General features: G+C 74.4%; 19 protein-coding genes and 3 pseudogenes. 8 read left to right on the top strand and 14 right to left on the bottom strand.

The window, feature by feature from the left end:
* Positions 1–22: 22 nt before the first annotated feature.
* The 7 genes and pseudogenes from ACYVGT_RS10375 to ACYVGT_RS10405 all read right to left on the bottom strand — a co-directional run bounded on the left by ACYVGT_RS10375 (position 23) and on the right by ACYVGT_RS10405 (position 5478).
* Positions 23–406, bottom strand: a complete 384-nt coding sequence (locus ACYVGT_RS10375) for a VOC family protein (RefSeq protein WP_460856465.1) — start codon at positions 404–406, stop codon at positions 23–25.
* Between the two features lie 430 nt (positions 407–836).
* Complete coding sequence (locus tag ACYVGT_RS10380; RefSeq protein WP_460856467.1) at positions 837–1508, bottom strand: regulatory protein RecX; 672 nt, start codon at positions 1506–1508, stop codon at positions 837–839.
* Positions 1501–2058: pseudogene (locus tag ACYVGT_RS10385) on the bottom strand (recombinase RecA family protein); the annotation flags it as partial. The pseudogene ACYVGT_RS10385 and the gene ACYVGT_RS10380, both read right to left, overlap by 8 nt.
* Positions 2059–2067: 9 nt before the next feature.
* Positions 2068–2892, bottom strand: a pseudogene (locus tag ACYVGT_RS10390) (LAGLIDADG endonuclease); the annotation flags it as partial.
* A gap of 3 nt (positions 2893–2895) precedes the next feature.
* Positions 2896–3744: pseudogene (gene recA, locus ACYVGT_RS10395) on the bottom strand (recombinase RecA); the annotation flags it as partial.
* A gap of 268 nt (positions 3745–4012) precedes the next feature.
* Entirely contained in the window at positions 4013–4207 is a 195-nt protein-coding gene (locus ACYVGT_RS10400) for a DUF3046 domain-containing protein (protein ID WP_460856469.1), read from the bottom strand.
* Positions 4208–4218: 11 nt separating this feature from the next.
* Positions 4219–5478, bottom strand: coding sequence for an MFS transporter (locus tag ACYVGT_RS10405; protein WP_460856529.1), 1260 nt, complete (start codon positions 5476–5478; stop codon positions 4219–4221).
* Between the two features lie 1102 nt (positions 5479–6580).
* On the opposite strand from ACYVGT_RS10405, the gene ACYVGT_RS10410 reads away from it, so the two are divergent.
* The 3 genes from ACYVGT_RS10410 (at position 6581) to ACYVGT_RS10420 (ending at position 13557) form a co-directional block, all read left to right on the top strand.
* On the top strand, positions 6581–11878 hold the full coding sequence (locus tag ACYVGT_RS10410; RefSeq protein WP_460856531.1) for a DEAD/DEAH box helicase: 5298 nt from the start codon (positions 6581–6583) through the stop codon (positions 11876–11878).
* 131 nt (positions 11879–12009) lie between these two features.
* Positions 12010–12567: a GNAT family N-acetyltransferase gene (locus tag ACYVGT_RS10415; RefSeq protein ID WP_460856471.1), complete on the top strand. Its 558-nt coding sequence runs from the start codon at positions 12010–12012 to the stop codon at positions 12565–12567.
* Positions 12568–12624: 57 nt separating this feature from the next.
* Positions 12625–13557, top strand: coding sequence for an oxidoreductase (locus ACYVGT_RS10420; RefSeq protein ID WP_460856474.1), 933 nt, complete (start codon positions 12625–12627; stop codon positions 13555–13557).
* 6 nt (positions 13558–13563) lie between these two features.
* Here the strand turns inward: ACYVGT_RS10420 and ACYVGT_RS10425 are convergent, their stop codons facing one another.
* The gene (locus tag ACYVGT_RS10425) at positions 13564–14469 is read right to left on the bottom strand and encodes a hypothetical protein (protein ID WP_460856476.1); all 906 of its coding nucleotides are present in this window, start codon (positions 14467–14469) and stop codon (positions 13564–13566) included.
* Between the two features lie 75 nt (positions 14470–14544).
* Complete coding sequence (locus ACYVGT_RS10430) at positions 14545–15744, bottom strand: ROK family transcriptional regulator (protein ID WP_460856478.1); 1200 nt, start codon at positions 15742–15744, stop codon at positions 14545–14547.
* Positions 15745–15969: 225 nt separating this feature from the next.
* On the opposite strand from ACYVGT_RS10430, the gene ACYVGT_RS10435 reads away from it, so the two are divergent.
* From ACYVGT_RS10435 to ACYVGT_RS10455, 5 genes are all read left to right on the top strand, one after another.
* On the top strand, positions 15970–17253 hold the full coding sequence (locus ACYVGT_RS10435) for an extracellular solute-binding protein (protein ID WP_460856481.1): 1284 nt from the start codon (positions 15970–15972) through the stop codon (positions 17251–17253).
* A gap of 313 nt (positions 17254–17566) precedes the next feature.
* The gene (locus ACYVGT_RS10440; RefSeq protein ID WP_460856483.1) at positions 17567–18568 is read left to right on the top strand and encodes a carbohydrate ABC transporter permease; all 1002 of its coding nucleotides are present in this window, start codon (positions 17567–17569) and stop codon (positions 18566–18568) included.
* Positions 18565–19530, top strand: a complete 966-nt coding sequence (locus tag ACYVGT_RS10445) for a carbohydrate ABC transporter permease (RefSeq protein WP_460856485.1) — start codon at positions 18565–18567, stop codon at positions 19528–19530. Before ACYVGT_RS10440 ends, ACYVGT_RS10445 begins: the two co-directional genes overlap by 4 nt.
* 113 nt (positions 19531–19643) lie before the next feature.
* Positions 19644–21143 (top strand): glycoside hydrolase family 3 protein, encoded by a 1500-nt coding sequence (locus tag ACYVGT_RS10450; RefSeq protein WP_460856488.1) that lies wholly within the window; start codon positions 19644–19646, stop codon positions 21141–21143.
* A gap of 172 nt (positions 21144–21315) precedes the next feature.
* Positions 21316–21768, top strand: coding sequence for an RrF2 family transcriptional regulator (locus ACYVGT_RS10455; RefSeq protein WP_460856491.1), 453 nt, complete (start codon positions 21316–21318; stop codon positions 21766–21768).
* A 628-nt stretch (positions 21769–22396) separates the two neighbouring features.
* Here ACYVGT_RS10455 and ACYVGT_RS10460 read toward each other — a convergent pair.
* From ACYVGT_RS10460 to ACYVGT_RS10480, 5 genes are all read right to left on the bottom strand, one after another.
* Entirely contained in the window at positions 22397–22744 is a 348-nt protein-coding gene (locus ACYVGT_RS10460; protein ID WP_460856493.1) for a helix-turn-helix domain-containing protein, read from the bottom strand.
* A 157-nt stretch (positions 22745–22901) separates the two neighbouring features.
* Complete coding sequence (locus tag ACYVGT_RS10465; protein ID WP_460856496.1) at positions 22902–23516, bottom strand: CinA family protein; 615 nt, start codon at positions 23514–23516, stop codon at positions 22902–22904.
* A gap of 88 nt (positions 23517–23604) precedes the next feature.
* The gene (pgsA, locus tag ACYVGT_RS10470) at positions 23605–24207 is read right to left on the bottom strand and encodes a CDP-diacylglycerol--glycerol-3-phosphate 3-phosphatidyltransferase (RefSeq protein WP_460856499.1); all 603 of its coding nucleotides are present in this window, start codon (positions 24205–24207) and stop codon (positions 23605–23607) included.
* Entirely contained in the window at positions 24204–25649 is a 1446-nt protein-coding gene (gene rimO, locus ACYVGT_RS10475) for a 30S ribosomal protein S12 methylthiotransferase RimO (RefSeq protein ID WP_460856501.1), read from the bottom strand. The genes pgsA and rimO overlap by 4 nt, the downstream gene beginning before the upstream one ends.
* Before the next feature lie 262 nt (positions 25650–25911).
* A partial coding sequence (locus ACYVGT_RS10480) for a DUF4115 domain-containing protein (protein ID WP_460856503.1) occupies positions 25912–26674 on the bottom strand: 763 nt, incomplete at its 5' end.

The raw sequence follows: 26674 nt of genomic DNA on the forward strand, positions 1-26674 counted from the left end.
GAAGGGGCGCGGCCGGGTGCGATCACGTGCCGGGGAGGTCCCCGGTGTCCTCGATGTAGACCAGCCCGTTGCCGTCCGGATCGGCAAAGAAGAACATCGGCGGGATGCCCTCCATCCGGATCAGCTCGTCGTTGTGGAGCGTCCCCGCCGACGCCCGCACCCGCTCGTGCGCCTCGGCGGCGTCTGAGGTGCCCAGCCGGACAGCGATCGGGATCGGGCTGTCCGGCGGCAGCAGCACCAGCGCGACGTCCGAGCCGGGCGGTACCACCTCGACCAGCCGCGCCCCCGGCCAGACCTCGACGTCGGTGCGGAGCTCGCAGCCGAGCACCTCGGTGTAGTACCGCAGCGCCGCGTCCTGGTCGGCAACCGGGACGGAGACGCTGAGTACGCGGGTTGTCTTCGTCATACCGGTACTGACCGCTGACCAGCGCGGAAGTCATCGGTGGGCGCCCCTGCGCGGCACCGTGCGCAGCGGAGAGGGCCGCTGGGCGGGCGGGGCCAGGCCCACAGCCGGGTTCGCTGCCGCAGCAGAGCGGGCACCTCCGCACGCCGGTGCCGCAGCGCGGTGCTGCACCGCGGCCGGCGGCCCGGACGGACGTTGCGCATACGCGGCGCGCGACCGGGGCAGAAGCCGCCCGCAGGCGCCGCGGAGCCGGGAGGGGTGCGCCGCCGCTAGGGAGTGTTTTTTGACGGCTTCCGTCAGGCGAGCGGCCGTCCAGGCAATCTCTCGCAAGTCCGCTGTGCGAAGTTAAGCCTGGTTGGGCTTTTCGAGTGCAGCGGCGCAGCGAGAGGCAGCCTGGTGGTCGCGCAGCCAGGAATGGTGCAAAAAACACGACCTAGTCCAGGTCGGGGTCGGGAAGGTCGAGGTCGGAGCCCTCCGCTTCGAGTTCTTCGCGGATGACGCGGTAGGCGAGGCCGCCGGGGAAGCCCTTGCGGGCGAGCACACCCATGGTGCGGCGCACCCGGGTGGCGTCGTCCTTGCCGCGGGTGGAGGCGAGCTTGCGGCGGGCGACGCTGCGGGCCGTCTCCTCCTCGGTGTCGGCGCTGATGTCGTCCACGGCGGAGCGGACGGTCTCGGCGTCGACACCGCGGCGGTGCAGCTCTGCGGCGAGCACGCGGCGGCCGAGCCCGCGGCCGGTGTGCCGGGACTCGACCCAGGCGGCGGCGAATGCCTGGTCGTCGATCAGGCCAGCTTCGCCGAGCCGGTCGAGGACGCCGGCGGCGACACCTTCGTCGATCTCGTGCTTGTGCAGGGCCTCGGCGAGCTGGGCGCGAGTGCGCGGCCCCATCGTGAGCAGGCGCAGGCAGATCTGGCGGGCGCGCTCCTCGGGATCGCGGACGCGGCCGCTGGGCGCCGTACCACTGCCGTCGGGTACGGGCCCCTCAGCACCGTCTGCAGTGGCTTCCGCAGATCCGGCAGCACTGCCCGGGTCGGAGAGGGCGCCCGCGAGGGTGCCGGGCTCCGACCCGGGGTCTGCGCCGTGGCTGCCATCGAGCGGATCACGCATCCGCGGCGGGGCTCTTGGCCTTGGCGGTGCGCTTGGCGGCCGGCTCCTTGGGGGCATCCTCCTTCGCGGGGGCGGCCTTGGCAGGAGCGTCCTTGGCGGCGGCGTCCTTGCTGTCGGCGCCGCCCGCGCTGCCGGCAGAGTCGTCGCCCTTCATCGGGACGTCGAGCTTCTCCTTGATGCGCTTCTCGATCTCCAGCGCCATGTCGGTGTTCTCCCGCAGGAAGTTGCGGGAGTTCTCCTTGCCCTGCCCGAGCTGGGTGCCCTCGTAGGTGTACCAGGCACCGGACTTGCGGACGATGCCGTTGTCCACGCCGAGGTCGATCAGGCCGCCCTCGCGGGAGATGCCGACGCCGTAGAGGATGTCGAACTCGGCCTGCTTGAACGGCGGCGCGGTCTTGTTCTTCACGACCTTGACCCGCGTGCGGTTGCCGACCGCGTCGGTGCCGTCCTTCAGCGTCTCGATCCGGCGCACGTCCAGCCGCACCGACGCGTAGAACTTCAGCGCCTTGCCACCGGTGGTGGTCTCAGGGCTGTTGTGGACCATGACGCCGTCCACGAAGTAGTTGTGGTTGCCCTCGACCTCGATGTCGAAGCGGTGCATGCTCCGCGTCTCGGGCTTGACGTGGATGTCGATGATCTCCGCGGCAGTCAGGCGGTCAACCGGGTCGCTGAAGTGCGGCTCCATCGCATGGCGGCCGCGGAAGCGGGGCAGGAGCTTGTAGTCCATCGACTCGGGCACGTAGGAAGCGATCATCTCCTGGAAGCGCGCACTCGAATCCGTGCTGAATACGAGGACCGCCGTGTCGCGGGCGCCGGCGGAGCGCAACCGGACGTCGAGCCCGTGCGTGTCGCGGAGGTAGCCGACGAGCCGGTCCCGGGAACCGGGGCTCATCGCCTCGACGCAGATCTCGATCCGCCCACTGCCGCCCTCGGTCCGCTGCTGCACGCCCTTGGAGCGCACCGTGAGGGAACCGTCATCCATGTACCAAACGGCGAGGGCCAGAGGGGTGAGGCTCTTGAGGAACTCCCACGTGAGGTGCTTGTGGCCGTCTCCGAAGTACATGACTTCGCGCAGCTCGTGCAGCTCAGGGAGCGGCGTGAAGTCGGCGAACACTGCTCCGCGGTCGTTCGTGGACCGGCTGTGGCCGATGTTGCCGAGCAGACCCGTCTTCCAGTCGAGGTATGCGGCCTGCTGCTGGCCGTGCCCCATCCGGAACCGGGTGCCGGTGCGGCCGCGGGTGTTCGGCGACAGCGCGCCGTCCCCCATCAGCGAACCGAAGACGAGCTGGCGCTGCTGGTCGTTCAGGTAGTGCGGCTCGCGGGAAAGCACACGGTCGCCGGCGATCAGCTCACCGGCCTCCCGCCACCCGCCCGGCGTGCGCACGAGGTGGTTCGGCGTCGCGGCGAACTGGGAGCGGCCGTTGCCGCCCGACGTGGCGACGGTGAACTGGAGGAATTCGTCGGTAGGGCCGTTGTCGAACCAGTTCACGATCTTGCGCGGGACGACTTGGTCGCTCTCCGGGTCGTAGGAGAGGACTTCGACGTCCATCTTCTGGTTGACGATCTTGCCGATCTTCTCCTGCGTGCCGTCGGCAAGGGTGACCCGGGTGGTCGGATGCATGCACCCGAACATGACGCCGACCTTCTCGCGGAGCTGGTTGATGAAGATGGCGGTGGTGCCGGTCTGGCTGAGTGCGCCGGCGATCTTGCGGAGGGCCTGGGACATGAGGCGGGCCTGGAGGCCGACGTGGCTGTCGCCCATCTCGCCCTCGATCTCGGCGCGCGGCACGAGCGCGGCGACGGAGTCGACGACGAGGATGGAGACCGCGCCGGAGCGGATCAGCATGTCGGCGATCTCCAGGGCCTGCTCGCCGGTGTCCGGCTGGGAGAGGAGGAGGTCGTCGGTGTTGACGCCGATCTTCTTGGCGTACTCCGGGTCCAGGGCGTGCTCGGCGTCGATGAAGGCCGCGATGCCGCCCTCGCGCTGGGCGCTGGCCACGGCGTGCAGGGCGACGGTGGTCTTACCGCTGCTCTCCGGGCCGTACACCTCGACGACGCGGCCCTTGGGCAGGCCGCCGATGCCGAGCGCGACGTCCAGCGCGATGGCGCCGGTGGGGATGGACTGGATCGGCGGGCGGTCGTCATCGCCGAGGCGCATGACGGAGCCTTTGCCGAACTGGCGCTCGATCTGCGCGAGCGCGGTCTCGAGAGCCTTGTCTCGGTCAGCAGCTGCCACGGGGAACCCCTGTTGGGTCGGTGTCTTCTTCTTCATCTCGGGATGACGCTATGCCCTGGCCACGACAGTCGGTACGACGTCGCCGGCCGCGGGCGGCGGAAGCCCGGGCACACACGGCGCTGCCGTGCGGCGGGACGGGGCGTGCGGTCCGCACTGCGCCTCTGGCGTGTCTCCTGCCACTCTCGCGCACGCTTCCCTCAAACACCACCCTACCCGAACTCCTGTTCGAGGAAAGGCTCTGTCCACCGGCGAGTTATCCACAGGCTGCTCAGCGCGCCGACTCCGGAAGGCCGAACGCGTCGCAGACGCGGCGCCAGACCTCCTTAGGCGCCACCCCGTCGGCCAGGGCCTGGCGCACCGTGCGCGAGCCCAGCCCTTCGATCACGTAATCCTGGGCCAGGCTCTCCGCGTACGCCTCGCCGAACTGCTCCCGCATGCGCTGCCAGAAAAGTGTCAGTCTCATCGCCCCCAGTATCAGGGCGCGGCGGACGTGCGCGGCACCGCAGCGGCAGCCGCGACCAGCAGGAGCGGTGCCGCGGCAGCGAACAGCACGGCGGGGCCGGCCACCGCGGATCCCAGGGCGTAGCCGCCGAAGACCGCCAGCGCGACCCCTTCGGCGGCCGACCCGCCGACGGAGAGCACGGTCGCGCGGGCGCGCCCGTCGGCGGCCTCCTGCAGGCGCGTCTCCGCGCCGACCGACGCCCAGGCCAGCACGCCGAAGGCGGCGCCGACGGCGAGCATGCCCGCCGGATGGCCGGCCAGCGCACCGGCGGCGAGCAGCACGGCCGCGGCGGCCAGGGCCGGCGCGGTCCAGCGGCGCCCGCGGTGGGCCCACCACTCCCCCGCCGCCGCCAGCGCCGTGGCGGGCAGCACCAGCAGCGGCACGAGGGCCGCGGACCCGCCGCCGGGAAGGCCGCCGGCGGCGCTCTCGGCGAGGAGCGGGATGTACTCGTCGAACGAGCTCAGGCCGAGCAGCAGCGCCATAGCGAGGAGCGGACGGCGGACCGCGGGCGTCCCGCGCACGTCGCGCAGCGCAGTCCCCAGACTGCTCCGGGCGGCCGCCGCGATGGCGGCGCACCTGGCCAGCGCGCCCCGCAGTGCAGTCCGCACCGCCTGCCGTCCTCGGCGGCGCTGCCTGCGGGGGCGCGACCCGTCCGCCCGCGGGGCCCGCGGGAAGAGCAGTGCGACCGGAGCGGCGGCGAGCACGGCGAGCACGCTTGCGGCACCGACCGCGGCGGACCCGCCGGCGGCCTGGACCGGGCCGGCCAGGGCGGTCGCCGCAACGGCCGCGATCGAGCCGAGGGCGCGGGACCGGCCGATCAGCCGCGGGTAGGCCGCTGTGGCGCCAACCGCGGCCAGTTCGTCGTAGACGAGCGCCTGCAGCGTGCCGGAGACCAGCGCCAGCCCGGCCGACCACAGCACGAAGCCGGCGGCGAACGCGGCGTAGCCCGGCGCGAGGATCCAGAGCGCGAACCCGGATGCGGTGAACAGCGGCGCCACGGCGAGCAGGAGGCGGCGCGGCAGGGCGTCGGCCAGCAGGCCGGACGGCACCTCGAACAGCACCCCGGTGACCGACCACAGCGCAAACAGCGACGACACCTGGGCCGGTGAGAGGCCGCTGGCCGTGAACAGCAGCGGATAGAGCGGGTAGAGGAGGACGGAGTCCGTCAGGAACGCATACGCGTACAGCCGCCGTGCGGTCGGCCCCTCGGGGCGCCCGCGGAGGCCGCGCAGGGCGGGAAGGACGGTGGGGAATCAACATCGCCGGTGCATGCGTCCAGCTTAGGCATCGGCTCCCAGTGCCACAAGGCAGTTTCGGGCCGCCGCCGACCGCGGTGCAGGCGTCCGCAAGCCGTGCCGGCCTCACCGGCACGGAACCGGCCGCCGCGCGCCCTTTCCGCGGCCGCGCCGATCCGCCCCGGTGCATTCCGCCCGCGGCGCCCCGGCACGGCGAAAGCAGCGCTGCTGCTGCGGAGCAGCCGGAGGGGCGGCCGGCATCCTGGCCCGGCCCCCCAGCTGCCCCGCGCCGGCCGGCACCCGCCCGAATCCGGCCGGCTCCGCCCGGCGCCCGGGGGCCTGCGCCGTCGCGCCGCGCGCCTTGCGGCCTCCGCACCGGCCTCGCTGCCGCGGACCCGTCCCCTTCCGGTCCCGCACCGCCGCATCCTTTCCAGCCGTCCGCGCCGGCGCGGCGGGCGCGGGCACGGAGCCGTGGACCGGCGACGGCCCGGGCGCGTGGGTGCGGAGCTCGGGCAGCTCCAGTGCATCCGCCTCGCTGATACGTGGCCGGCCCGGCACCTGCAGCGTCGCGGATCGCGCCCGCGGCCGCGCGGCGCCCGCCCCGCTGCGGGCGCCCAGGGCCCGGAACGGCCGGGCCACCGGGGCCAGCTGCCGTCGCTGCGGGCGGCGATCAGCGGGGCAGCGACGGCGCCCGCCGCCGCAGTCACTGAGGGAAGCAGTCCCGCGGCGGCCGGGAGCGGGGTTCCGCAGCCCGCAGCCTCCAGGGCGGAGTGCAGTGGAACCGGCAGGGCGAGCCCGGCGCCCCGCCGCCGACGAGGCCGGCTGCAGCCCTACCCAGGGGCTTCACGGGCGCCCCTTCCATCGGCCGGTCCGGGCTGTCCCGCCCGGACCCCGGCCGACGCTGCGGAGTGGAGACCCCCGGCCCGTCGTCCGCGGGAGCGAACCGGTGTACTCCGCTCGGCGCAGCCGGAGGTCCCGAATCACCCCGGAAGCTGAGGCGGGGCGGTCCCGTTCGGCTGCGGGCGGTTGTCCACCGGCGGGCCTTTCGCTCCCGGGTTCCGTCAGCGCGGGGAGGCACACTGGCCTCATGTCCGAGCCGATGTCCGACGATCCGATGGCGGCGTTCTCCGCGGCGACGCGCTCCTGGTTTGCCGCGGCCTTCCCGAACGGCCCCACGGCAGCGCAGGCCGGGGCGTGGGGCGCGATCTCCGGTGGGCGCGACGCCCTCGTCGTCGCACCCACCGGATCGGGCAAGACCCTGGCCGCGTTCCTCTGGTCGCTGGACCGGCTGGCGTCGGCGCCGCGCCCGGAGAAGGCGCTGCGCTGCCGCGTGCTGTACGTGTCGCCGCTCAAAGCCCTGGCCGCCGACATCCAGCGGAACCTGGACCGCCCGCTCGCGGGCATCGCCCGGGAAGCGGGGCAGCCGCTCGGCGTGCAGGTGGCCATGCGGACCGGCGACACCCCCGCGGCCCAGCGGAGGAACCTCGCCACGGCACCGCCGGATGTGCTCATCACCACCCCGGAGTCGCTGTTCCTCGTGCTCACCTCGCAGGCCCGCGCGGGCCTGGCCGGGGTGGAGACGGTGATCCTCGACGAGGTGCACGCCCTGGCCGGCACCAAGCGCGGCGCACACCTGGCCCTGTCGCTCGAGCGGCTGGACGCGCTGACCGGCCGCCGCGCCCAGCGGATCGGGCTGTCGGCCACGGTCCGCCCGGCCGAGGAGGTGGCCCGCTTCCTCGGCGGCGCGGAGCCGGCCGCCGTGGTGGCACCGCCCGCCGACCCGCGGCTGGACGTGCGCATCCGGGTTCCGGTGGAGGACATGACGGGCCTGGAGTCGACGGTGGGGGCCGAGCGCGCCGACGATACGGCGACCAAGGCGCGGTCGTCGATCTGGCCGCACGTGGAGGAGGGCGTGCTCGACCTGGTGGAGCAGCACCGCTCCTCGATCGTGTTCACCAACGCCCGCCGGGTGGCGGAGCGGCTCTGCGCCCGGCTCAACGAGCTCGCGACGGAGCGGGCGGCCGGCTCCCGCCCCGGCACCGCCCCGGACGGCGACTGGGAGCTCCACAGCAGTGCGGAGCAGATCTCTGCTCTCCCCGGCGCAGAGGACGCGCCCCGGCTGCCGCCGCAGGAAGTCCCCTCCGAAGTCGCGGGCCAGTCGGGGCAGAGCCGCGGCGCCGGGGTGGTCGTGGCGCGCGCCCACCACGGGTCGGTCTCCAAGGAGGAGCGCGCCGAGATCGAGGCCGACCTGAAGGAGGGCCGGCTGCGCTGCGTCGTGGCGACGTCCAGCCTGGAGCTGGGCATCGACATGGGCGCGGTGGACCTCGTCGTGCAGGTGGAGTCGCCGCCGTCGGTCGCATCCGGGCTGCAGCGGGTCGGCCGCGCCGGGCACCACGTGGGTGCGGAGTCGCGCGGGGTGTTCGTGCCCAAGTTCCGCGGCGACCTGCTGGCCGCGACCGTGGTCGCCGAGCGGATGCGGCAGGGCGCGATCGAGGAGATCGCGGTGCCCGCCAACCCGCTGGACGTGCTGGCGCAGCAGATCGTGGCCATGGCCGCGATGGACGAGTGGCCCGTGGCGGAACTGGGCGCGCTGGTGCGGCGCGCCGCCCCGTTCGCCGGGCTGCCCGACTCGGCGCTGTCCGGCGTGCTCGACATGCTCTCCGGCCGCTACCCCTCGGACGAGTTCGCTGACCTGCGCCCGCGGGTCGTGTGGGACCGGGATGCCGGAACGGTCCAGGGCCGGCCGGGTGCCCAGCGCCTCGCCGTGGTGAGCGGCGGCACCATCCCCGACCGCGGCGCGTACGCGGTGCACCTGGCGTCGTCGGGCGACCGGGCGCCGACCCGCGTCGGCGAACTGGATGAGGAGATGGTCTACGAGTCGCGGGTGGGCGACGTCTTCGTGCTGGGCTCCACTGCGTGGCGGATCGAGAGCATCACGCCGGACCGCGTCCTGGTCACGCCGGCGCCGGGCCGTCCGGGCCGGCTGCCGTTCTGGAAGGCCGACCAGGCGGGGCGCCCCGCCGAGCTGGGGCGGGCGATCGGGGCGTTCGTGCGCGGGTTGGAGGCGCTGGATCCGGCGGCGGCGCGGGAGCGCGCGGCCGGCCTCGGCCTGGACGAGTGGGCCGCCGACAACCTGGTCGGCTATCTGGAGGAGCAGCGGGAGGCCACCGGCAGCGTGCCCGACGACCGCACGGTCGTGGTGGAGCGGTTCCGCGATGAGCTGGGCGACTGGCGGGTGGTGCTGCATTCGCCGCTGGGTGCGCGGGTGCACGCGCCGTGGGCGATGGCGCTCGGCGCGCGGCTGCGCGAGCGGTTCGGGCTGGACGCGCAGGTGGTGCACGGCGACGACGGCATCGTGCTGCGGCTGCCCGACGTGGACGACGCCGCAGGCCGGCTGCGCGTCGCCGACCTGGTCGCCCTCGACCCGGAGGAGACCGAGTCGCTGGTCACCGCGGAGCTGGGCAACTCGGCGCTGTTCGCGGCGCGTTTCCGGGAGTGCTCGGCGCGGGCGCTGCTGCTTCCGCGGCAGCGGCCGGGAAAGCGGATGCCGCTGTGGCAGCAGCGGCAGCGCTCGGCGCAGCTGCTGTCCGTGGCAAGCCGCTACGGCGAGTTCCCGATCGTGCTGGAGACGGTGCGGGAGTGCCTGCGCGACGTGTTCGACGTGCCCGGCCTGGTCGGGTTCATGGGCGACCTGGCGGCGCGGCGCGCCCGCATCGTCGAGGTGCAGACCGAGCAGGCGTCGCCGTTCGCGCAGTCGCTGCTGATCGGCTACACCGCGGCGTTCCTGTACGAGGGCGACGCCCCGCTGGCCGAGTTGAAGGCGCAGGCGCTGACGCTCGACTCGGAGCTGCTGGCCGACCTGCTCGGCCAGGCCGACCTGCGCGAGCTACTGGACGCCGGCGTGGTCGACGACGTGGAGGCGGCGCTGCAGCGGCTGACTCCGGACCGCCGGGTCCGCCCCGAGCAGGGCGTGGAGGACACCGCGGACCTGCTGCGCGAGCTCGGCCCGCTGACACCGGACCAGGCCGCCGAGCGCGGCGCCCAGCCGGCCTGGCTGGATCAGCTGGAGGCGGCCCGGCGCGCCATCCGGGTCCGGTTGGCCGGCGCCGAGCAGTGGGCCGCGGCCGAGGACGCCGCCCGCCTCCGCGACGCCCTGGGCACGGCGTTGCCCGCCTGGCTCGCAGCCCCGTCCGCCGGCGCAGGTGCCCTCGCAGCCGGGGCTGCCGGGAAGGCGGGCGATGGACCTTCCGCCGCAGTCGGCAGCGGCGCCGCTGCGCCCGCCGATCGCGGCAGCTCCCGCGGACCGCGCACGCCGGGCGCGGAGGAGGACCGCAGTACCGAGAGCAGCGGTGCTGAGCCCACCGGCGGCACCGGCCTCCCTGAGGCCGGCGCCGAAACCCGCCGCGCGTCCACCCGTACTGGCGGCAGCGCCGCCGACGGCGCCGTGCCTTCCTACGCCGCGCCCGCGCACGCCGGCGAAGGCGGCAGCGCCGGCAAGGACCACCGGGCGGGAACGGCGTCCCCTAGCAGCGGGGGCAGCGGCTCAGCGGCCGACGGCGGCGAGACCTCGGAGGCCGGCTCCGGAACCATCCGCGAATCCCGCGCCGCGGACAGCGGAACTGATGCCGGAGGAGCGGGCCGTGCCGCGCCGGCGGCCGCGGCAGGTACCGGTCCCGGCGCGGTCAGCCCCGCCGGAGAGGCTGCGGGGCAGGAGGGCGGGGCGGAGGAAGGCCGCCTCGAACGCATTGGCGGGTACGGCTCGTCCGAGGACGCCGCCGAGGGCGGCCTCACCGGTGGTGCGGCGGCAGCGTTCGCGGCTCCGGTGGCGGACCCGCTGGGGGATCTGCTGTCCCGCCATGCGCGGACGCACGGCCCGTTCACCGCGGAAGCCGCTGCCGCCCGGTTCGGGCTGGAGCGGGCGCCGGTGCGCAGCGTGCTGGCGCGGCTGGCCGGCGAGGGCCGACTGGTCGAAGGCGGCTTCCGGCCCGGCGGGCAGGGCACCGAATGGTGCGACCCGGGCGTGCTGCGGCGGTTGCGGCGGGCGTCCGTGGCGCGGCTGCGCGAGGAGGTCGAGCCGGTGCCGCAGCGGGCACTGGCGTCGTTCGTTCCGGCGTGGCAGAACGCCGCACCGGACCGCCCTTCGGCGGAGCGCCGGCGGCTGCGCGGACCGGACGCCGTGTTCGCCGCCGTGGAGGGACTCCGCGGCTGCCCGGTGCCGGCGTCGGCGCTGGAGTCGCTGGTGCTGCCGGCCCGTGTCGAGGACTACTCCCCGGCGATGCTCGACGAGCTCACCGCGGCCGGCGAGGTGCTGTGGGCCGGCGTGGGGCGGATCAGTGCCAGCGACGGCTGGGTCTGCCTGGTCCCGTCCGACGAGGCGGCCGAGCTGCTGCCCGATCCGGCCGAAGCGGCGGAAGACGTACTGCAGTCCGCGGTCCGCTCCGCACTGGACGGCGGCGGGGCCCTGTTCTTCCGCGACCTCTCCGACCGGGTCGCGGGGCGCGAAGGCACCGCTGCCGCATCCGACGCCGCACTGGTCGGCGCCGTCTGGGACCTCGTCTGGGCGGGCGTGCTCGCCAACGACACGCTGGCGCCGCTGCGCGCCCTGCTCGGCGCGGGCGGCGCGGGCGGCGCGGCGCACCGGCGCCGGTCGCGGCGGCCGTCGATGCCGAGTCGGTCGGGGCCGCCGACCGCGGCGGGCCGCTGGTGGGTGCTGCCGGAGCGGGAGCCCGATCCGACGCGGCGGGCGCTGGCCGGCGCTGAGGCGCTGCTGGACCGGTACGGGCTGGTGACCCGCGGGCCGGTGGTCGCCGAACAGGTCCGGCGGCGCACCGGGGAGCGCACCGGCGGCGGGTTCGGCGCCGTCTACCCGGTCCTGCGCGGGATCGAGGAGGCCGGCCGGGCCCGGCGCGGCTACTTCGTCGAGGGCCTGGGGGCCGCGCAGTTCGCCCTTCCCGGGGCGGTCGACCGGCTGCGCTCGTTCGCTCCGGCGGGCGGCGTACCGGCCCCGCGGGCCGCTGCGGGTGCTTCTCCCGGCACCGCACCGCTGGTCCTCGCGGCCACCGACCCGGCCAACGTCTACGGCGCCGCACTGTCCTGGCCGGACACCGGTGCGGCGGGGGCGCGGCCCGGGAGGAAGGCGGGTGCCCTGGTCGTACTAGACGGCGGCGTGCCGACCCTCTACCTGGAGCGCGGCGGCCGCACCGCACTGACCTTCGGCTCGGGCCCGGACGCGCTGCGCCGCGCCGCCGGCGCCCTGGCCGACGCGGTCTCCGCGGGCCGCGTCTCCGCCCTCACCGTCGAACGCGCCGACGGCGCCCCGGTCTTCGACACCCCGCTCGACCCCGCTCTCTCCGCCGCCGGCTTCCACCCCACCCCGAAGGGCCTCCGCCTGCGCTGACACCGCCCCGACACCACTGGCGCCCGGCAGCAGTCCTGCCCGGCCGCCCGCGGCGCTCCGGCTGGCAGCGGGTGCGGCCGCGCAGGCCGCTCTCCGCAGGGTGCGCAACGCGGGTCTGAGAGGGTGAGGGGATGGTGGAAACGGTAGCCGTGCGGGAGATGACCGCGGCCGACGAGGCCGAGGTGGTGCGGGTGAGTCTGGCCGCGGACCGGATGTTCGCGGATGCAGGGCTCGACCTGCCCGAGGACGATCCGCGGGAGATGCTCGCGCACGTCCGCGGGGCGGAGGGGTTCTCCGCGGTGCTGGTGGCCGGAGACCCGCCGGTGGGGCTTGCCGCTCTGGTCGAGCTCGACGGCGCCGCCCATCTCGAGCAGCTCGCCGTGGATCCGGCGCACGGGCGGCGCGGCATCGGGTCGGCGCTGCTGAGGGCCGCCTGCGCGCACGCCGCAGCCGCCGGATTCAGCCGGCTGACCCTGACGACGTTCCGCGATCTGCCGTGGAACGCGCCGTTCTATGCCGCGCGCGGCTTCGCCGAACTCCCCGCGGAGAACTGGGGCCCCGGCCTGGCCGCGCAATGGCGGGCCGAAGAGCAGGCCGGCATCGGCGTCGCCCCGCGGATCGCCATGGAATTCCGGCTGGACGGCGGCGCACCGGGCGCCGCCGCGGCCGGGCAGGCGCAACGCAGATAGCATGGCGCGCCCGGGCAGCCCGACTGCAGGAACGGTCCGTGGGCCGGAGGAGGAACGATGGCGCAAGCAGCGTGGACCCTGCACAGCGCTCCCCGGCAGGACGGCCGGGTCGCCGTGGTCACCGGAGCCAACTCCGGGATCGGCTACCAGGCGGCGCGCATGCTGGCCGAACTGGGCGCGGAGACGGTGCTGGCCTGCCGCAGCGCCGAGCGCGGCCAGGCAGCACTGGAGCGCCTGCGCGGCGAGGTGCCGCAAGCACAGGTGTCGCTGGCTGCGCTGGACCTGGCCGACCTCGGGTCGGTCCGCGCGTTCGCCGAAACCGCACCGGACCGCATCGACCTGCTGGTCAACAACGCCGGCGTGATGGCGCTGCCGTTCCGCACCACGGCGGACGGCTTCGAGATGCAGTTCGGCACCAACCACCTGGGCCACTTCGCACTGACCTGCCTGCTGCTGCCGCGCCTGCTGGCGGCGCCGGAGCCCCGGGTCACCACGGTCTCCAGCGAACTGCACCGGGGCGCCCGCCGCGTCACCACCGCGGTGCCCGACGCACGCCGCTACCGGCGCTGGCCCGCCTACTTCAACTCCAAGCTCGCCAACCTGCTCTTCACCGCGGAACTGCAGCGCCGGGCCGACGAGGCGGGGGCGGGGCTGCTCTCAATGGCGGCCCATCCGGGGATGGCGGCAACAGAGCTGGCCTCGACCGGCCCGGCCATGGAGGGCCGGACCCGCACGGCGTCGCTGCTGCGGCAGGCAACCTCGCTGACCGGCCAGAGTGATGTGGGCGGCGCACTGCCCACGGTCCGCGCCACCGTCGACCCCGCCCTGCGCGGCGGTGCCTACATCGGCCCCGGCGGCCTGTTCGGCATGTCCGGCACCCCACGCCCCTGCTCCCGCTCCGCGGCAGCCCGCGACACCTCCGCCGCCCGCCGCCTGTGGACCGAATCCGCCCGCCTCACCGGCGCCGACGCCGACTGGACGCAGCCCTGACCCCGGTCAGTCGGTGAACAGCTCCGCGGCCGACGTGACCGACCAGGCGCGTTCAAACCACTGGTCCATCACGTCCGGATCCGCGCATTCATCGATCCGCACCCGTTCTGCGGTGCCCACGGGCACACCGCGGTGCCACAGCACCCTGAGGAGATCCTGGCGCCGGGCGACCAGGATGCCCTCTTCGATACCCGCTTCGCGGAAGCGGTCGGTGAACTCGCTCCGATAATGCACGGCACCCATGGCGATGATTCCGTCCATCTCGGCGCGAGCCTCGCCGTCGAGGAGGGCGAGCGTGTACTCAGTGTATTTCGCTGCGGTGGCCTGGGCGAGGGTGTCGAACCCCTCGGCGAGCGCCTTGATCGCCCCGGGCGCACCGGGGTGGGCGGCGGCCGCGAGGAGGGCGAGCTCGGGAGCGCGCACCACCTCCTCGGCGGACACGGTCGGCGGGAGGCGGTCGGGGCCGATGACCTGCGGATGGATCCGATAGCCGGGACCGAGCTCGAACCAGGTGTCGAAGACGTCGGCGGTGACCTGGTGCGGGCAGATGACGAGCAGGGCCACCGGACACTGCTCGGTACCGGCGACCATCCCCAGGCACTGGGCCCAGCGGGCGACCTTGTCGGTCGCCGGCTTGAGCTGGACCTCGACGACAATCACCATCTCGGTCGCGCCGTGGTCCGCCTTCTTCTCCATCACCGTGGGATCGACCAGGCCGACGACGGCGTCGGCCCGGCGCTCGACCGGGACGGTGTGGCCGACGTCGACGCTGTGCAGGACTGCCTGCTCGTAGTGCGGGACGTCGACGCCGCGGCACCGGCTGAGCAGTACCGCGGCGAGGTCCGGGTTGTCCCTGCAGCGTTGACCTGAGAGGGGCTGAACCCGGGTCTCATGGTCTTGGGTGGGTGACACGCCAGAAAACTACAGCGCACACCCGGCCCATCACGGAGAATCACGATATTCCGCGGGGAACCCGCCCCGGGAGGATCACTCCGCGGCTGCGAAGAGCTCCTCTCGGGCGTTGCGGACGGCGAGGAGGAGAGCGCCGCGGAGGACGGGGTCGGCGACGCGGCCGATCGCGACATCGGGGGCGTTGGGGCCGATGGTCGGGGCGGCGGCGGCGATGCGGCCGGCCAGGTCGTCGGCGCCGGCGAGGGCGACTTCGCCGCTCAGGACGACCAGTCCCGGGTCGAGGACCACGCTGATGGAGGCGACGCCGCGGGCGATGCGCTCGGCCAGCACGGACAGGAACCCGGCGCCGGCCGGGCCGCCCTCGCGGGCGGCGGTGAGCGCCGCAGCGGCGGTCGGGGCGTCGATGCCGTGCGCGCGGGCGAGCTCGACGATGGCGGTTGCGCCCACCAGGGACTGGAAGCCGTGCGCGATGCTGCCGTCGTCGCTGTGCAGCGACTGGTAGCCGCCGGGCAGTCCGGCCTCGGCGGGCAGCGGGGCGCCCGGGACCGGGAGGTAGCCGATCTCGCCCGCGCCGCCGGAGCGGCCGCTGTGGATCCGGTCGTCCAGCATGATCGCCATACCGACGCCGCGGCCGAACCAGAGCAGGGCGAAGTCGGAGGCGTCGGCGGCCGCACCCTCGGCGTGCTCGGCCAGCGCGGCGAGGTTGACGTCGTTCTCGATGGTGACCGGCCGGCCCAGTTCGGCTCCGAGGGCGTCGAAGACCCCTTCCAGCCAGGAGTGCAGGTCGAAGGAGAACCGGACGGTGCCGCTGCGCGGGTCGACGACGCCCGGCGTGCCGATCACGCACGCGTTGATGCGCTCCCGCGGCACGCCGGAGCGCTCGATCAGCGCCGCCACCTCGGCGCACACCGCCCCGACCGGCTCTGCAGCGGCGGCCGGCTCGACCGCCGCCTCGGCGATGACGGTGCCCGCCACGTCGGCGAGCACGATGCGGACCTGCGCGGCACTCACGTCGAGCGCCACCGCGTACCCGCTGGTGGGGACCACGGCGTAGAGCGCGGCGTTGGGGCCGCGGCCGCCCGCCTGGGTGCCGACGGTGTGCACGAGGCCGCGCTCCTCCAGCCGGGAGAGCAGCTGCGAGGCCGTGACCTTGGACAGCCCGGTCTCCTCGCCGAGGCGCGTGCGCGTCAGCGGCCCGGACGCCAGCAGGAGCTCCAGCGCGGCACGGTCGTTCAGCTGGCGCAGCAGCCGCGGAGTCCCCGGACGCCGAGACATAACCGTGACACCCCCATCCCTATTAGTTAAGAAAGTTTCTTGTTAGTTTAGCGCGCAACGTGACCGCGGTCTCGTCTCCGACGGGCGGCAGGGCCGCAGAAGCGCACGCACGGGTGCTACTTCAGCACACCGCCGCACCGATCACGAAGCCTGCACAGCGTTCGACGCCGACCCGCCCCCCGCAGACGGTCATCGCGCGTGGCGCCGCGTGAAGGGAGAGACCGAATGAGAGTCCCGAAGACCGCAGCCGCCGGCGCGGCGGTGCTCCTTGCCACCGCCTGCGGATCGGGCGGCGGAGGAGCCGACCCCTCCGAAGCCCCGGAGAGCCTGACCGTCTGGGTCATGGGCAGCGCCGCCGACGAGCTCACCGCCTACTTCGACACCATCGAGGAGCGCTACCAGGAGACCTATCCCGACACCGCCGTCGAGGTGGAGTTCATCCCCTGGGAGGACGCCCAGACCTCGATCACCAACGCGGTCGCCGGCGGCGACGCCCCCGACGTCCTCGAGGTCGGCAACGACCAGACGGCCAACTGGGCCCAGCAGGGCGCGCTGCTCGCCGTCGACGACCAGGTCGCCGAGTGGGACGAGGCGGCCGACCTCGACCAGGACGCCCTCGAGTACGGCACGTTCGAGGGCGCGCAGTACGGCGTGCCGTGGTTCGCCGGCGTGCGCACCCTCTACTACCGCGCGGACTGGTTCAAGGACCTCGGCGAGGAGCCGCCGGGCAACTGGCAGGAGCTGGTCGACGCCGCGAAGGCCATCGAGGAGGAGCACGGCGTCCCGGGCTTCGCCGCACCCACCGACTTCACCAACGGCGTCGCCAGCTTCATCTGGAGCAACGGCGGCGAGCTCGCGGTCGAGGAGGGCGGCGAGTGGCAGGGCCGGCTCTCCTCCGCCGAGTCGCAGGAGGCCATCGAGTTCTACGCCTCGCTCACCACCGAGGAGCAGATCTCCCCGCAGTCCTACGTCGGCGAGAACGAGCTGGTGCCGCTGGCCGACATGGCCAACGGCAACCTCGGCATGTACATCGACGGCAACTGGGCGATGACCCAGATGGAGGAGCAGGCGGAGGACCCGGAGCTGCTGGAGGAGATCTCCGCCGCGCCGATCCCCGGTGCCGACGGCGTTGCCCCGGCCTTCGCCGGCGGCTCCGCGCTGGGGGTGTTCGCCACCACCGAGCACCCCGAGCACGCGTTCGAGCTGCTCGCCCTGATGGGCGGCAAGGAGGGCGGCAAGGACTACGCCGACGCCGCGGGCTTCTTCCCGGCCTACCCGGAGATGCTCGACGACCCGGCCTACCAGGAGGACCCGGTCACCGCGGCCGGCGCCGAGCAGATGAAGAACACCCAGTTCTTCCCCACCACGCCGCGCTGGAACGCCGCCGACCAGGACCAGAAGATCCTCTCCGCGGCGGTCCTGGAGATCGTCAAGGGCGGCGACCCGGATGCGGTCCTGGCCAAGGCAGATGAGGACCTCACCGCCACCCTCAACGAAGAGACCGACTAGCGCGCGGACCGGGACCGCGCGCCCGGCCGGACGCCCGCCCCCGCTCCCCCGGCGGGACAGGGCAGCTCAGGGCCCGGCCGGATCCCGCGGCGGTGCCCGTGCGAGCCGGCGGGCTCCGCCGCCGGCACCGCCGCGCAGCGGGGCGTCCGGGCCCCCTCTCCTTCCGGGCGCCCCGCCTCCCCCGTGCCCCGGGGGAGGCGGCACCTCCCGCACCCAGCGCCGTCCCGGACGGCGCCGCCGGTGCGCCCGCACCGGGTGCGCCGCCGCATCCCCCTTCCGCCCCCTACTCCGCCCGCTAGATTGCGAGGCCGCCATGGCACAGACCGTCGAGGCGCCGCCGCCCGACCGCACCGAGCGGACGGCCGGCGCACCGGAGGGCGGGCCGGCGCCGCGCCGGACCCGGCGGCTCCGGCTCCCCGCCCCCTACCTCCTCATCACGCCCGCGCTGATCCTGCTGACGGTCGTGCTGATCGCGCCCATCGCGCAGATGGTCTGGTATTCGCTGCACGGGTACAGCACGCGGCACCTGATGCCCGCGGGCCCCGACCCCGAGTTCATCGGGACCGAGCACTACCGGACGCTGCTCACCGACGCGGAGTTCTGGACCATCCTCGCCAACACCGTCGTGGTGTGCGTGCTGATGGTGGGCATCACGCTGGTGCTCGGCACCCTGGTCGGCAACCTGCTGCACCGGCTGCCCAAGTGGTTCTCCACCACGGTCGCGATCGGCATGATGCTGGCCTGGGCCACGCCCGCCATCAGCGCGTCGCTGGTGTTCCGCTGGCTGTTCATGCCCGACCGGGGCCTGGTCAACGTGGTGCTGGACCGGATGCCGGACTGGCTGGTGGGCTCCGGCTGGCGCGACTTCAACTGGTTCCTGGAGCCGGGATCGCTGTTCACCGTGCTGATCCTGGTGATCGTGTGGCAGTCGTTCCCGTTCATCGCGGTGTCGGTGCTGGCCGGGCTGAAGAGCATCCCCGGCGAGCTGTACGAGGCGGCCCGGGTCGACGGCGCGGGCGCCTGGCGGAGTTTCTGGACGATCACTTTCCCGATGCTGCGGCCGCTGTTCGCGCTGCTGCTGGTGCTGCAGATCATCTGGGACCTGCGGGTGTTCACCCAGCTCTACATCCTGGCCAACAGCTTCCAGAACAAGTCGGTCTACCTGCTCTCCTACTACATCTACCAGCAGGGCTTCGCTGCGAGCCCGCCGAACTACGGCATGGGGTCGGCGATCGCCGTCGTGATGACGCTGCTGGTCCTCGCCGTGTCGACGTACTACCTGCGCATCATGATCCGCCAGGGGGAGACCCGATGAGCGCCGAACCGACCAGCCCGCCGGCCCGCGCCGCCGCCCCACCGGCCGCCAGCGGCCGCACCGGCTCCGCCCGGCCCCGCCGCCGCCCGCGCCGCTCACTGCGTCGGCGCCTGCACTCGGCCTGGATGTACCTGGCCGGCGTCGCGGTCCTGGTGTTCTCGGTGTTCCCCGTCTACTGGATGCTGGCCACGGCGCTGCGCCCGCAGGGCGAGATCTTCTCCGCCGAGCAGACGCTGATCCCCGGCTCCTTCTCGCTGGAGCACTTCAACCGGGTCGTGAACGGCCGGCTGCTGCCCGGCGTGGACTTCTGGCAGTTCCTGGTGAACAGCCTGACCGTCACGCTGGTCTCGGTCGCCGCCGGCGCGCTGCTGTCGCTGCTGGCGGCGGTGGCCGTGGCCCGCTTCCGGTTCCGCCTGCGCACGGCGTTCATCGTGCTGCTGATGGTGATCCAGATGGTGCCGATGGAGGCCATGATCATCTCCATCTTCATCAACTTCCGGCAGATCCAGGACGCCTCCGGCATCACCATGCTCGGCAACCTGACCGGCATCCTCATCGTCTACACCGCCGTGTCGCTGCCGATCACCATCATGATGCTGCGGGGCTTCGTCGCCGCCGTCCCGCGCGAGCTGGAGGAGGCCGCCGCGATCGACGGGGCGACCAACGCCGCCATCTTCTGGAAGATCCTCATGCCGCTGGTGGCGCCCGGACTGGTCGCGGCGAGCATCTTCGCGTTCATCACCGCCTGGAACGAGTTCATCGTCGCGCTGACATTCCTCGGCCGCAGTACCGAATACTTCACGCTGCCGCTGACGCTCTCCTACTACTTCGGCCGCACCGGCACGGAGTGGGGGCCGATCATGGCCGCGTCGACGCTGCTCACCGTGCCGGTCATGGTGTTCTTCCTGTTCGTCCAGCGGAGAATGGTCTCCGGCCTGACCATGGGCGCGGTCAAGGGGTGAGGCGGCGGCGCCGCGCAGGCTCCCGGGCCCCGCCGCGCCGTGCCCGCACGCGCCCTGCACGCCCCGCCGCGGCCGCACCGCCGCCGCGCACCGCAACTGAACGGAGCCGCCCGATGACCGCGGACCCGACCCTGGACCGCCTCGCCAACGCCACCCTGCTCGTCCCGTTCGAGGCGGGGTCCGCACCGCCGTGGATCCTGGACGGCCTGCAGAACGGGATCGCCGGCGTCTGCCTGTTCCACAACAACATCGACCTGTCCCGCGGGCCCGGCGAGCTGCGCGCCCTGACCCGGTCGCTGGCCGCCGCCGGCGCGGCCCCGCTGATCTCGCTGGACGAGGAGGGCGGTGACGTCACCCGGATCGGCCAGGCCCACGGCAGCGACTACCCGGGCAACGCGGCGCTCGGCGCAGTCGACGACACAGCACTGACCCGCCGCGTACACGCGCAGCTCGGCGCGGAACTGCGCGGGCTGGGCTTCACCCTCGACCTGGCGCCGACGGTCGACGTCAACACCGCGGCCGCCAACCCGACGATCGGCACCCGCTCCTTCGGGGCCCAGGCCGACCTGGTCTCCCGGCACGCCGCGGCCGCAGTACGCGGCCTGCAGGAGGCCGGCGTGGCAGCCGCCGCGAAGCACTTCCCCGGGCACGGCGCCACCGAGCAGGACTCCCATGTGGACCTGCCGAGTGTGGACGCGCCGGCCGAGGTGCTACGCATCCGCGAGCTGGCGCCGTTCCGCGCTGCGGTGGAGGCGGGCGCGCAGGCCGTGCTGACGGCGCACATCACGCTGCCCGGGCTCGGCGTGCACGGTCCGGCCACCACGAGCCGGCGGGTGCTGGTGGACCTGCTCCGCGGCGAGCTGGGCTTCACCGGGACCGTGATCAGCGACGCCCTGGACATGGCCGGCGTGAGCGGCGGGGTGGGCCTGCCGGAGGCCGCCGTGCGGTCCCTGGCCGCCGGCTGCGACCTGCTGTGCCTGGGCCGGTTCTGCTACGCCGACGGCGTCGCGGCGGTGCGCGCGGCGATCACCGGCGCTGTGCGCAGCGGCCGGCTGCCCGGCGAGCGGCTGGAGGAGGCGGCCGAGCGGACGGCCGCGCTGCGCGCCTGGACCGCCGAGCGGGCCCCGGCCGCCGGGGAGGACGCCCCGGCGGTGCCGGCCGGGCTGGACGGTGCCCGCCGCGCGGTGGCCGTCGACGGCCCGCTGCCCGCCGCCGGGGACCGGGCCGACCCGGTCGTCGTCGAGCTCGACGTGCCGGCCGGGATCGCCGTCGGCGACGTGCCCTGGGGGCTCGCCCCGTGGTTCCCGGACACCGAGCGGGTGGACGCCTCCGCCGAGGGCCCCGGCCCCGTCCTCCGCCGGGCGGGGGCGCGCCCGGTGATCGCGGTCGTGCGCGACGCCCACCGGTACCCGGCAGTGCGCGCCTACGTCACCGAGCTGTGCACGCTGCGGCCGGACACCGTGGTCGTGGAGATGGGCCTGGCGGCGTGGCGCCCGCCGGCCCGCACGCACGTGTGCAGCCACGGCGCGTCCCGCGTCAGCGGCCAGGCCGTCGCGGAGCTGCTGGGCCGGACCGAACCCGCGGTGGCGGCCCGGCACGGCGGGAGCGGCTGAGCAGCCCACCGAGGGAGTAGGGTGAGTGCGCCGTCCGGATCCGACCCGGGCGGCGCACCCGGCGATCTGGAGGCGGCAGGTATGACCTCGGGCCACCGCGGCACCGCGCAGCGCGGAGCGCAACACCCGCGCCCCTGTGCACCGCCCCTCCGATTCACGGCATAATCGCAGCATGCGCCTCTCTGCCCGGGTCGATTACGCGTTGCGCGCCGCGGCCGAACTCGCAGCCGCCAGTGGCGGCCCGGTTACGGCCGAACAACTCGCGCGCGCCCAGGCCATTCCCGGAAAATTCCTCGAAAACATCCTCACCCAGCTGCGCCGCGCCGGCCTGGTGCGCAGCCAGCGCGGCCCCGTCGGCGGCTACTGGCTGGCGCGCCCGTCCGCAGAGATCTCGCTGGCGGACATCATCCGCGCGGTCGACGGCCCGCTCGCCAACGTGCGCGGCGAGCGCCCAGAGGACGTCGACTACGAAGGGGCGGCCCGCAGCCTGCAGCAGGTGTGGATCGCCCTGCGCGCCAATGAGCGCTCCATCCTCGAAGGCGTCACCCTGGAGCACCTGTCCACCGGCGAGCTGCCGGACGCGGTGCGCCGCCTCGCCGAGGACCCGGAGGCGTGGGCCAGCTAGGGCGTGTCGGGTGGGCACCTGCACTGCTGCGCGGCGCCCTGGCACCCCCCTCGCGGCGTTCTCCTCTCCTCGACAGGGAAAACCCCGCCCTGACTCCTCCGCCGGCCTAGCGACGGGTGCACCGCCGACACCGCTCGCGACAAACGCCACCCACCCAACACGCCCCAGGCGTACCCGGTGGACACCTGCCCTGCTGCGCGGCGCCCCGCCACGCCCCTCGCAGCGTTCTCCTCAACCGAGGGGCGAGGAGGAGAAGCGGGCCCGCCCGCTCCCCTGCCCCGGCCGTGCGGCGGACGCACCCCGGGGCACCGCTCGCTGCGGACACGACCCACCACGCGCGCCCCAGCCGGCGCATCCCCGCGGAGGCCCGTCCGGCGCACCCGCGCGCCCGCCCGGCCGCAGCCGAGTGCTCTCGCGGCGGCTGAGCGCCGCAGGCGGCACACCGGCACAGAACTGCGGCGGGGCCGCCCGGATTCTCCCGGGCGGCCCCGCCGCAGTCGTTCTCTCGGCCAGGTCTGCTGGCTCTGCATGTCTTCCGGCCGCGGGGACCGGGTTCGCGGGGCGCCGTGAGCGCCCGCGCACCTCCGGCGTACGCCGCAGCGGGCCGCCGCGCGCACCGCGCAGGCCGCTACACGCCGACCATGTCGACGACGTCGGGCACGCGGTCCGGCACCCGGTCGAGCCCCTCGGGCACCGCGTCGGAACCCACCGAGTCGCCGAGCATCGCCGCCTCCTGGAGCTCTGCGAGCGCAAGGTGGTCGGCGACCTCGCGGAGCACCTGCGACAGCGGAACGCCCAGCGCACCGCAGATCGAGGAGAGCAGCTCGGAGGAGGCCTCCTTCTGTCCGCGCTCGACTTCCGACAGGTACCCCAGAGACACGCGCGCCTCGGCCGACACCTCGCGGAGGGTGCGGCCCTGTCGCTGCCGGAGCCGCCGTAGCACGTCACCGAGCAGGTGACGAAGCAGGACCATCATTCGCGCTCCCTCCCAGCGGTCGCGACCTTCATGAAAACACCGTACCTGTCACCCGTCCGATCGTGACACCGCATGACCAGCTGTTCGCTGGAGGGGTAACACGGTCCTGTTGACGATTTGTTCCCCGCAGCGGCCGTCCTGAACGGTCCAGGAGGTCTCAACCGCGGGTGATGCGGACCACCGTGCCCCCGCTGGCGGCACACCGGGCGCCCACTTCAGCGGGTGCGGAGGGACCGCCGGGAAAGGGGCCGATACAGGCGGTGAGCAGCGCCAGAGCGCGCTCGGCGGTGGCCGCCCGGATGGCCGGCCTGCCGCCGGGGAGGTCGAACCGGACGGCCCGCACGGCGCCCCCCGGCACGGCCGCGGCGGCGTAGACGCGGCCCACGGGCTGGCGGTCCTGCGGCTGGGGCCCGGCCACGCCGGTGACGGCGAGGCCGAAACCGGCCGTCAGCGATCGGCGGGCCCCGAGCGCCATCTGGACTGCCACGTCGGGGTGCACGGCGCCGGCGCGGTGCAGCAGCTGCGGATCGACGCCGAGCAGGCCGGCCTTCACGCCGGTGGCGTAGGAGACCACGCCGCCCCGGTAGACCGCCGAGGCGCCCGGTACGGAGGTGACCAGCGCACCGATGAGGCCGCCGGTCAGTGACTCGGCGGTCGCGAGGGTGGCGCCGGACGCGGCGAGCGCGGCCACTGCTGCAGCGGCGCGTTCACCCGCGGGGCCGTCCGCGCCGGAGGCAGCGGGGGCGGGTGCGCCGCTGCGGGCTTCCGGCATCGTCGGCGCCTCCCTTCGCTGTCGGGGCTGGCGGGGCGGGTTCGGCGGGCGGTGCCGGCGCAGCGGGCGTCCGCCCGCCGAACCCGCCCTAGGACTCCGCGGTCCCCGCGGTGCCCTTGCGGCGGGCCTCGGCGCGCAGCCGCAGTGCCTGGACGACGTAGTCGCCGCCGGTGATCAGGGTGACGGCGAGCGCGGCGCCCATCACGATGTGGGCGATGACGTGCAGCGGATCCGGCAGCGGGAACAGGTAGACCGCGATCGCCACGATCTGCAGCACCGTCTTCAGCTTGCCGCCGCGGCTGGCCGGCATCACGCCGTAGCGGATCACGGCGAACCGCAGCAGGGTGATGCCGAGCTCGCGCACGAGGATGGCGATGGTCACCCACCACCACAGCTCGCCGAGCATCGACAGCACCACGAGCGCGGAACCGGTCAGTGCCTTGTCCGCGATCGGGTCGGCGAGCTTGCCGAAGTCGGTGACCAGGTTGCGCCGCCGGGCCAGCTCGCCGTCGACCCGGTCGGTGACGGCGGCGATCACGAACACGGCGAAGGCGGCGTAGCGCCAGGCCGGCTCGGGCAGGAACATGAACACCACGAACACCGGCACCATCACCAGCCGACTGATGGTGAGGATGTTGGCGATGTTGAGCACCGGGACGTGCGGTGCAGGGGCGGGGCTCTGCGCACTCATCGCGGGTCTGCCTCGGCTTCCAGATCGACACCGAACGCGCCGGTGACGACGGCGGGCACCAGGTCGCCGGGGCGCACGTCGCCGCAGCCCGCGACGACGGTGCTGCCGTCGACCTCGGGTGCCTGGTGGGCGGCGCGGCCTTCGAACACCCCGTCGCCGAGGCCGGTTTCGACGAGCACCTCGACACGCGTGCCGATGCGCTCTTCGGAGCGCTGTGCCATGAGCTCCTCCGCGAGCCGGTTGAGTCGGTCCACCCGGTCGGCGACCACGTCCTCATCCAGCTTGCCGGAGTGGCCGGCCGCCTCGGTTCCGTCCTCGTCGGAGTAGCCGAAGACGCCGATCGCGTCCAGTCGCGCCTCCTGGAGGAAGGCGGTGAGCTCGCCGAACTCCTCCTCGGTCTCGCCGGGGAAGCCGGCGATGAAGTTGGAGCGCGCGCCCGCCTCGGGCGCCAGCTCGCGCACGCCGGCCAGCAGCTCCAGGAAGCGCTCCCGGTCGCCGAACCGGCGCATCCGGCGCAGCAGCGGGCCGCTGGCGTGCTGGAACGACAGGTCGAAGTAGGGCACGACGCCGGGCGTCCCGGTGATGACCTCGACCAGCCCGGGGCGCACCTCGGCCGGCTGCAGGTAGCTCACCCGGACCCGGTCGATGCCCTCGACGCCGGCCAGCCGCGGCAGCAGCTTCTCCAGCGCGCGCAGGTCGCCGAGGTCCTTGCCGTAGGAGGTGGAGTTCTCACTGACCAGGAACAGCTCGCGGGCGCCCTGCTCGGCGAGCCACTCGGCCTCGCGCACGACCTCGTCGGGCTGGCGGGACAGCGAGGCGCCGCGGAAGGCGGGGATCGCGCAGAACGTGCAGCGGCGGTCGCATCCGGAGGCGATCTTGAGGTTGGCCACCGGGCCGCCGGCGAGCCGCTTGCGCGGGATGCGCGGGCCGGACGCCGGGGCGATCCCTTCGGGCATCGCGTCCAGCGTCCCGGGGGCCGCACCGCCCTGGCCGTGGCCGGGGACGTGGGTGTCGGCGCCGTGCCGCTCGACCGGGGAGATCGGCAGCAGGGTGCGGCGGTCGCGCGGCGCATGCGGCACCAGGGCCTTGCCGGCGAGGACGTCGTCGAGGCGGTCGGCGATACCGGAGTAGTCGTCGAACCCGATGACCTGGGCCTCGGGCAGGGCGTCGGCGAGTTCGCTGCCGTACCGCTCAGCCATGCAGCCGGCGGCAACGACCTTGGCGCCGCGGTCCGCGGCGCCGAGCAGCGCGTCGATCGAGTCCTGCTTGGCGGCCTGGATGAAGCCGCAGGTGTTGACCACCACGACGTCGGCCTCGCCGCCGGCGTCGCCGTCGACGAGGTCCCATCCCCCGGACGCCAGCCGACCGGCGAGTTCTTCCGAGTCGACCTCGTTGCGTGCGCACCCGAGGGTGACGAGTGAGACAGTACGGCGCGATGTCATGGCTTCCAAGATTAGGGGAATCGTCCACCCGGAGTGACCGGCTTGGCCACCAGCCTAGATGTTCTCCCCGCCGCCCTGGCCACCGCCCGGCGCACACCCCGCTTCCGTGGGCACGCTCCACCGCCCGAACCTGCCGCGGTGCGGCCGCGCGCCGCGCAGCTGCCGCGCCCGGCTCCGCTGCGGCGCACCGCAGGACGGCGGTGCGCCCGCGGGATGCTCTCCTCCCGGCCGTTCCCGGCGGCAGGCGGCGCGGTCAGCGCAATCAGCCTTCGGCGTCCTCGGTCGAGACGGTGAAGCGCTTGACCGCGCCGCGGGTGCCGAGGCTGCCCTGGTCGACGCCGTTGACCTCCATCCGGACGCCCGCGGTGTTTCCGACGTGGAAGTGGAGCTCCTTCTCGTCACTCCACTCGCGGGACTCGCCCTTCTTCATGGCGCCGGTGTAGACGGTCTCGCCGTTGTGCCCGGTGACGCTCACCCACGTGCGGCGCTCCGCGGTCATCCGGACGGTCACCTTCTCGGGCCGCTTCTCCCCGGCGACGGTGCCCGACGCCGACGCCTCGGCGCGCTCCACCGCTGCCGAGCGGAGGTCCTGTGCCTCGCGCCGGGCCTCCTCCTTCGCGCGCAGCTGCGCGGCCGAGTACGCCTGCGCCTTGGCGTCGCGCGCCTCCTCGGCCGCGCCCGCCTGCTGCCCGGTGCCGGCCGCGGCGGTGTCTGCGGTGTCGGGCCAGGCCCGCACGCCGGCGACGACCGCCCCCACCAGCAGCAGAGCGGCCACCCCGAGCGGCCAGGCGCGGCGGAGTACGGTGCGGCGCCGCCCGCGGAGCGGCGGAGCACCGGCCAGGGCAGAGCTGGGCCACTCCCCCTCGACGCTGATGCGGCCCAGCACGGCGGGCAGCGGCCCGGCGCTCGGCGCGCGGAAGACGCCGTCGTCCCCGCGCCACCCCGCACCCCACTCCCCCGCTGCGCGCTCTGCGGCCTGCTCGGCCGCGCGGCCCGCCGCCCGGGTGCGCCGGGTGCGCGGCCCC

Source organism: Nocardiopsis coralliicola (genome assembly GCF_054779695.1).

Coding starts and splice junctions, on each gene's coding strand:
- ACYVGT_RS10420 (WP_460856474.1), top strand. CDS start 12,625: ATGGCGCAAGCAGCGTGGACCCTGCACAGCGCTCCCCGGCAGGACGGC.
- ACYVGT_RS10430 (WP_460856478.1), bottom strand. CDS start 15,744: ATGTCTCGGCGTCCGGGGACTCCGCGGCTGCTGCGCCAGCTGAACGAC.
- ACYVGT_RS10415 (WP_460856471.1), top strand. CDS start 12,010: ATGGTGGAAACGGTAGCCGTGCGGGAGATGACCGCGGCCGACGAGGCC.
- ACYVGT_RS10400 (WP_460856469.1), bottom strand. CDS start 4,207: ATGAGACTGACACTTTTCTGGCAGCGCATGCGGGAGCAGTTCGGCGAG.
- rimO (WP_460856501.1), bottom strand. CDS start 25,649: ATGACATCGCGCCGTACTGTCTCACTCGTCACCCTCGGGTGCGCACGC.
- ACYVGT_RS10380 (WP_460856467.1), bottom strand. CDS start 1,508: ATGCGTGATCCGCTCGATGGCAGCCACGGCGCAGACCCCGGGTCGGAG.
- ACYVGT_RS10375 (WP_460856465.1), bottom strand. CDS start 406: ATGACGAAGACAACCCGCGTACTCAGCGTCTCCGTCCCGGTTGCCGAC.
- ACYVGT_RS10450 (WP_460856488.1), top strand. CDS start 19,644: ATGACCGCGGACCCGACCCTGGACCGCCTCGCCAACGCCACCCTGCTC.
- ACYVGT_RS10455 (WP_460856491.1), top strand. CDS start 21,316: ATGCGCCTCTCTGCCCGGGTCGATTACGCGTTGCGCGCCGCGGCCGAA.
- ACYVGT_RS10410 (WP_460856531.1), top strand. CDS start 6,581: ATGTCCGACGATCCGATGGCGGCGTTCTCCGCGGCGACGCGCTCCTGG.
- ACYVGT_RS10445 (WP_460856485.1), top strand. CDS start 18,565: ATGAGCGCCGAACCGACCAGCCCGCCGGCCCGCGCCGCCGCCCCACCG.
- ACYVGT_RS10465 (WP_460856496.1), bottom strand. CDS start 23,516: ATGCCGGAAGCCCGCAGCGGCGCACCCGCCCCCGCTGCCTCCGGCGCG.
- ACYVGT_RS10440 (WP_460856483.1), top strand. CDS start 17,567: ATGGCACAGACCGTCGAGGCGCCGCCGCCCGACCGCACCGAGCGGACG.
- ACYVGT_RS10435 (WP_460856481.1), top strand. CDS start 15,970: ATGAGAGTCCCGAAGACCGCAGCCGCCGGCGCGGCGGTGCTCCTTGCC.
- pgsA (WP_460856499.1), bottom strand. CDS start 24,207: ATGAGTGCGCAGAGCCCCGCCCCTGCACCGCACGTCCCGGTGCTCAAC.
- ACYVGT_RS10460 (WP_460856493.1), bottom strand. CDS start 22,744: ATGATGGTCCTGCTTCGTCACCTGCTCGGTGACGTGCTACGGCGGCTC.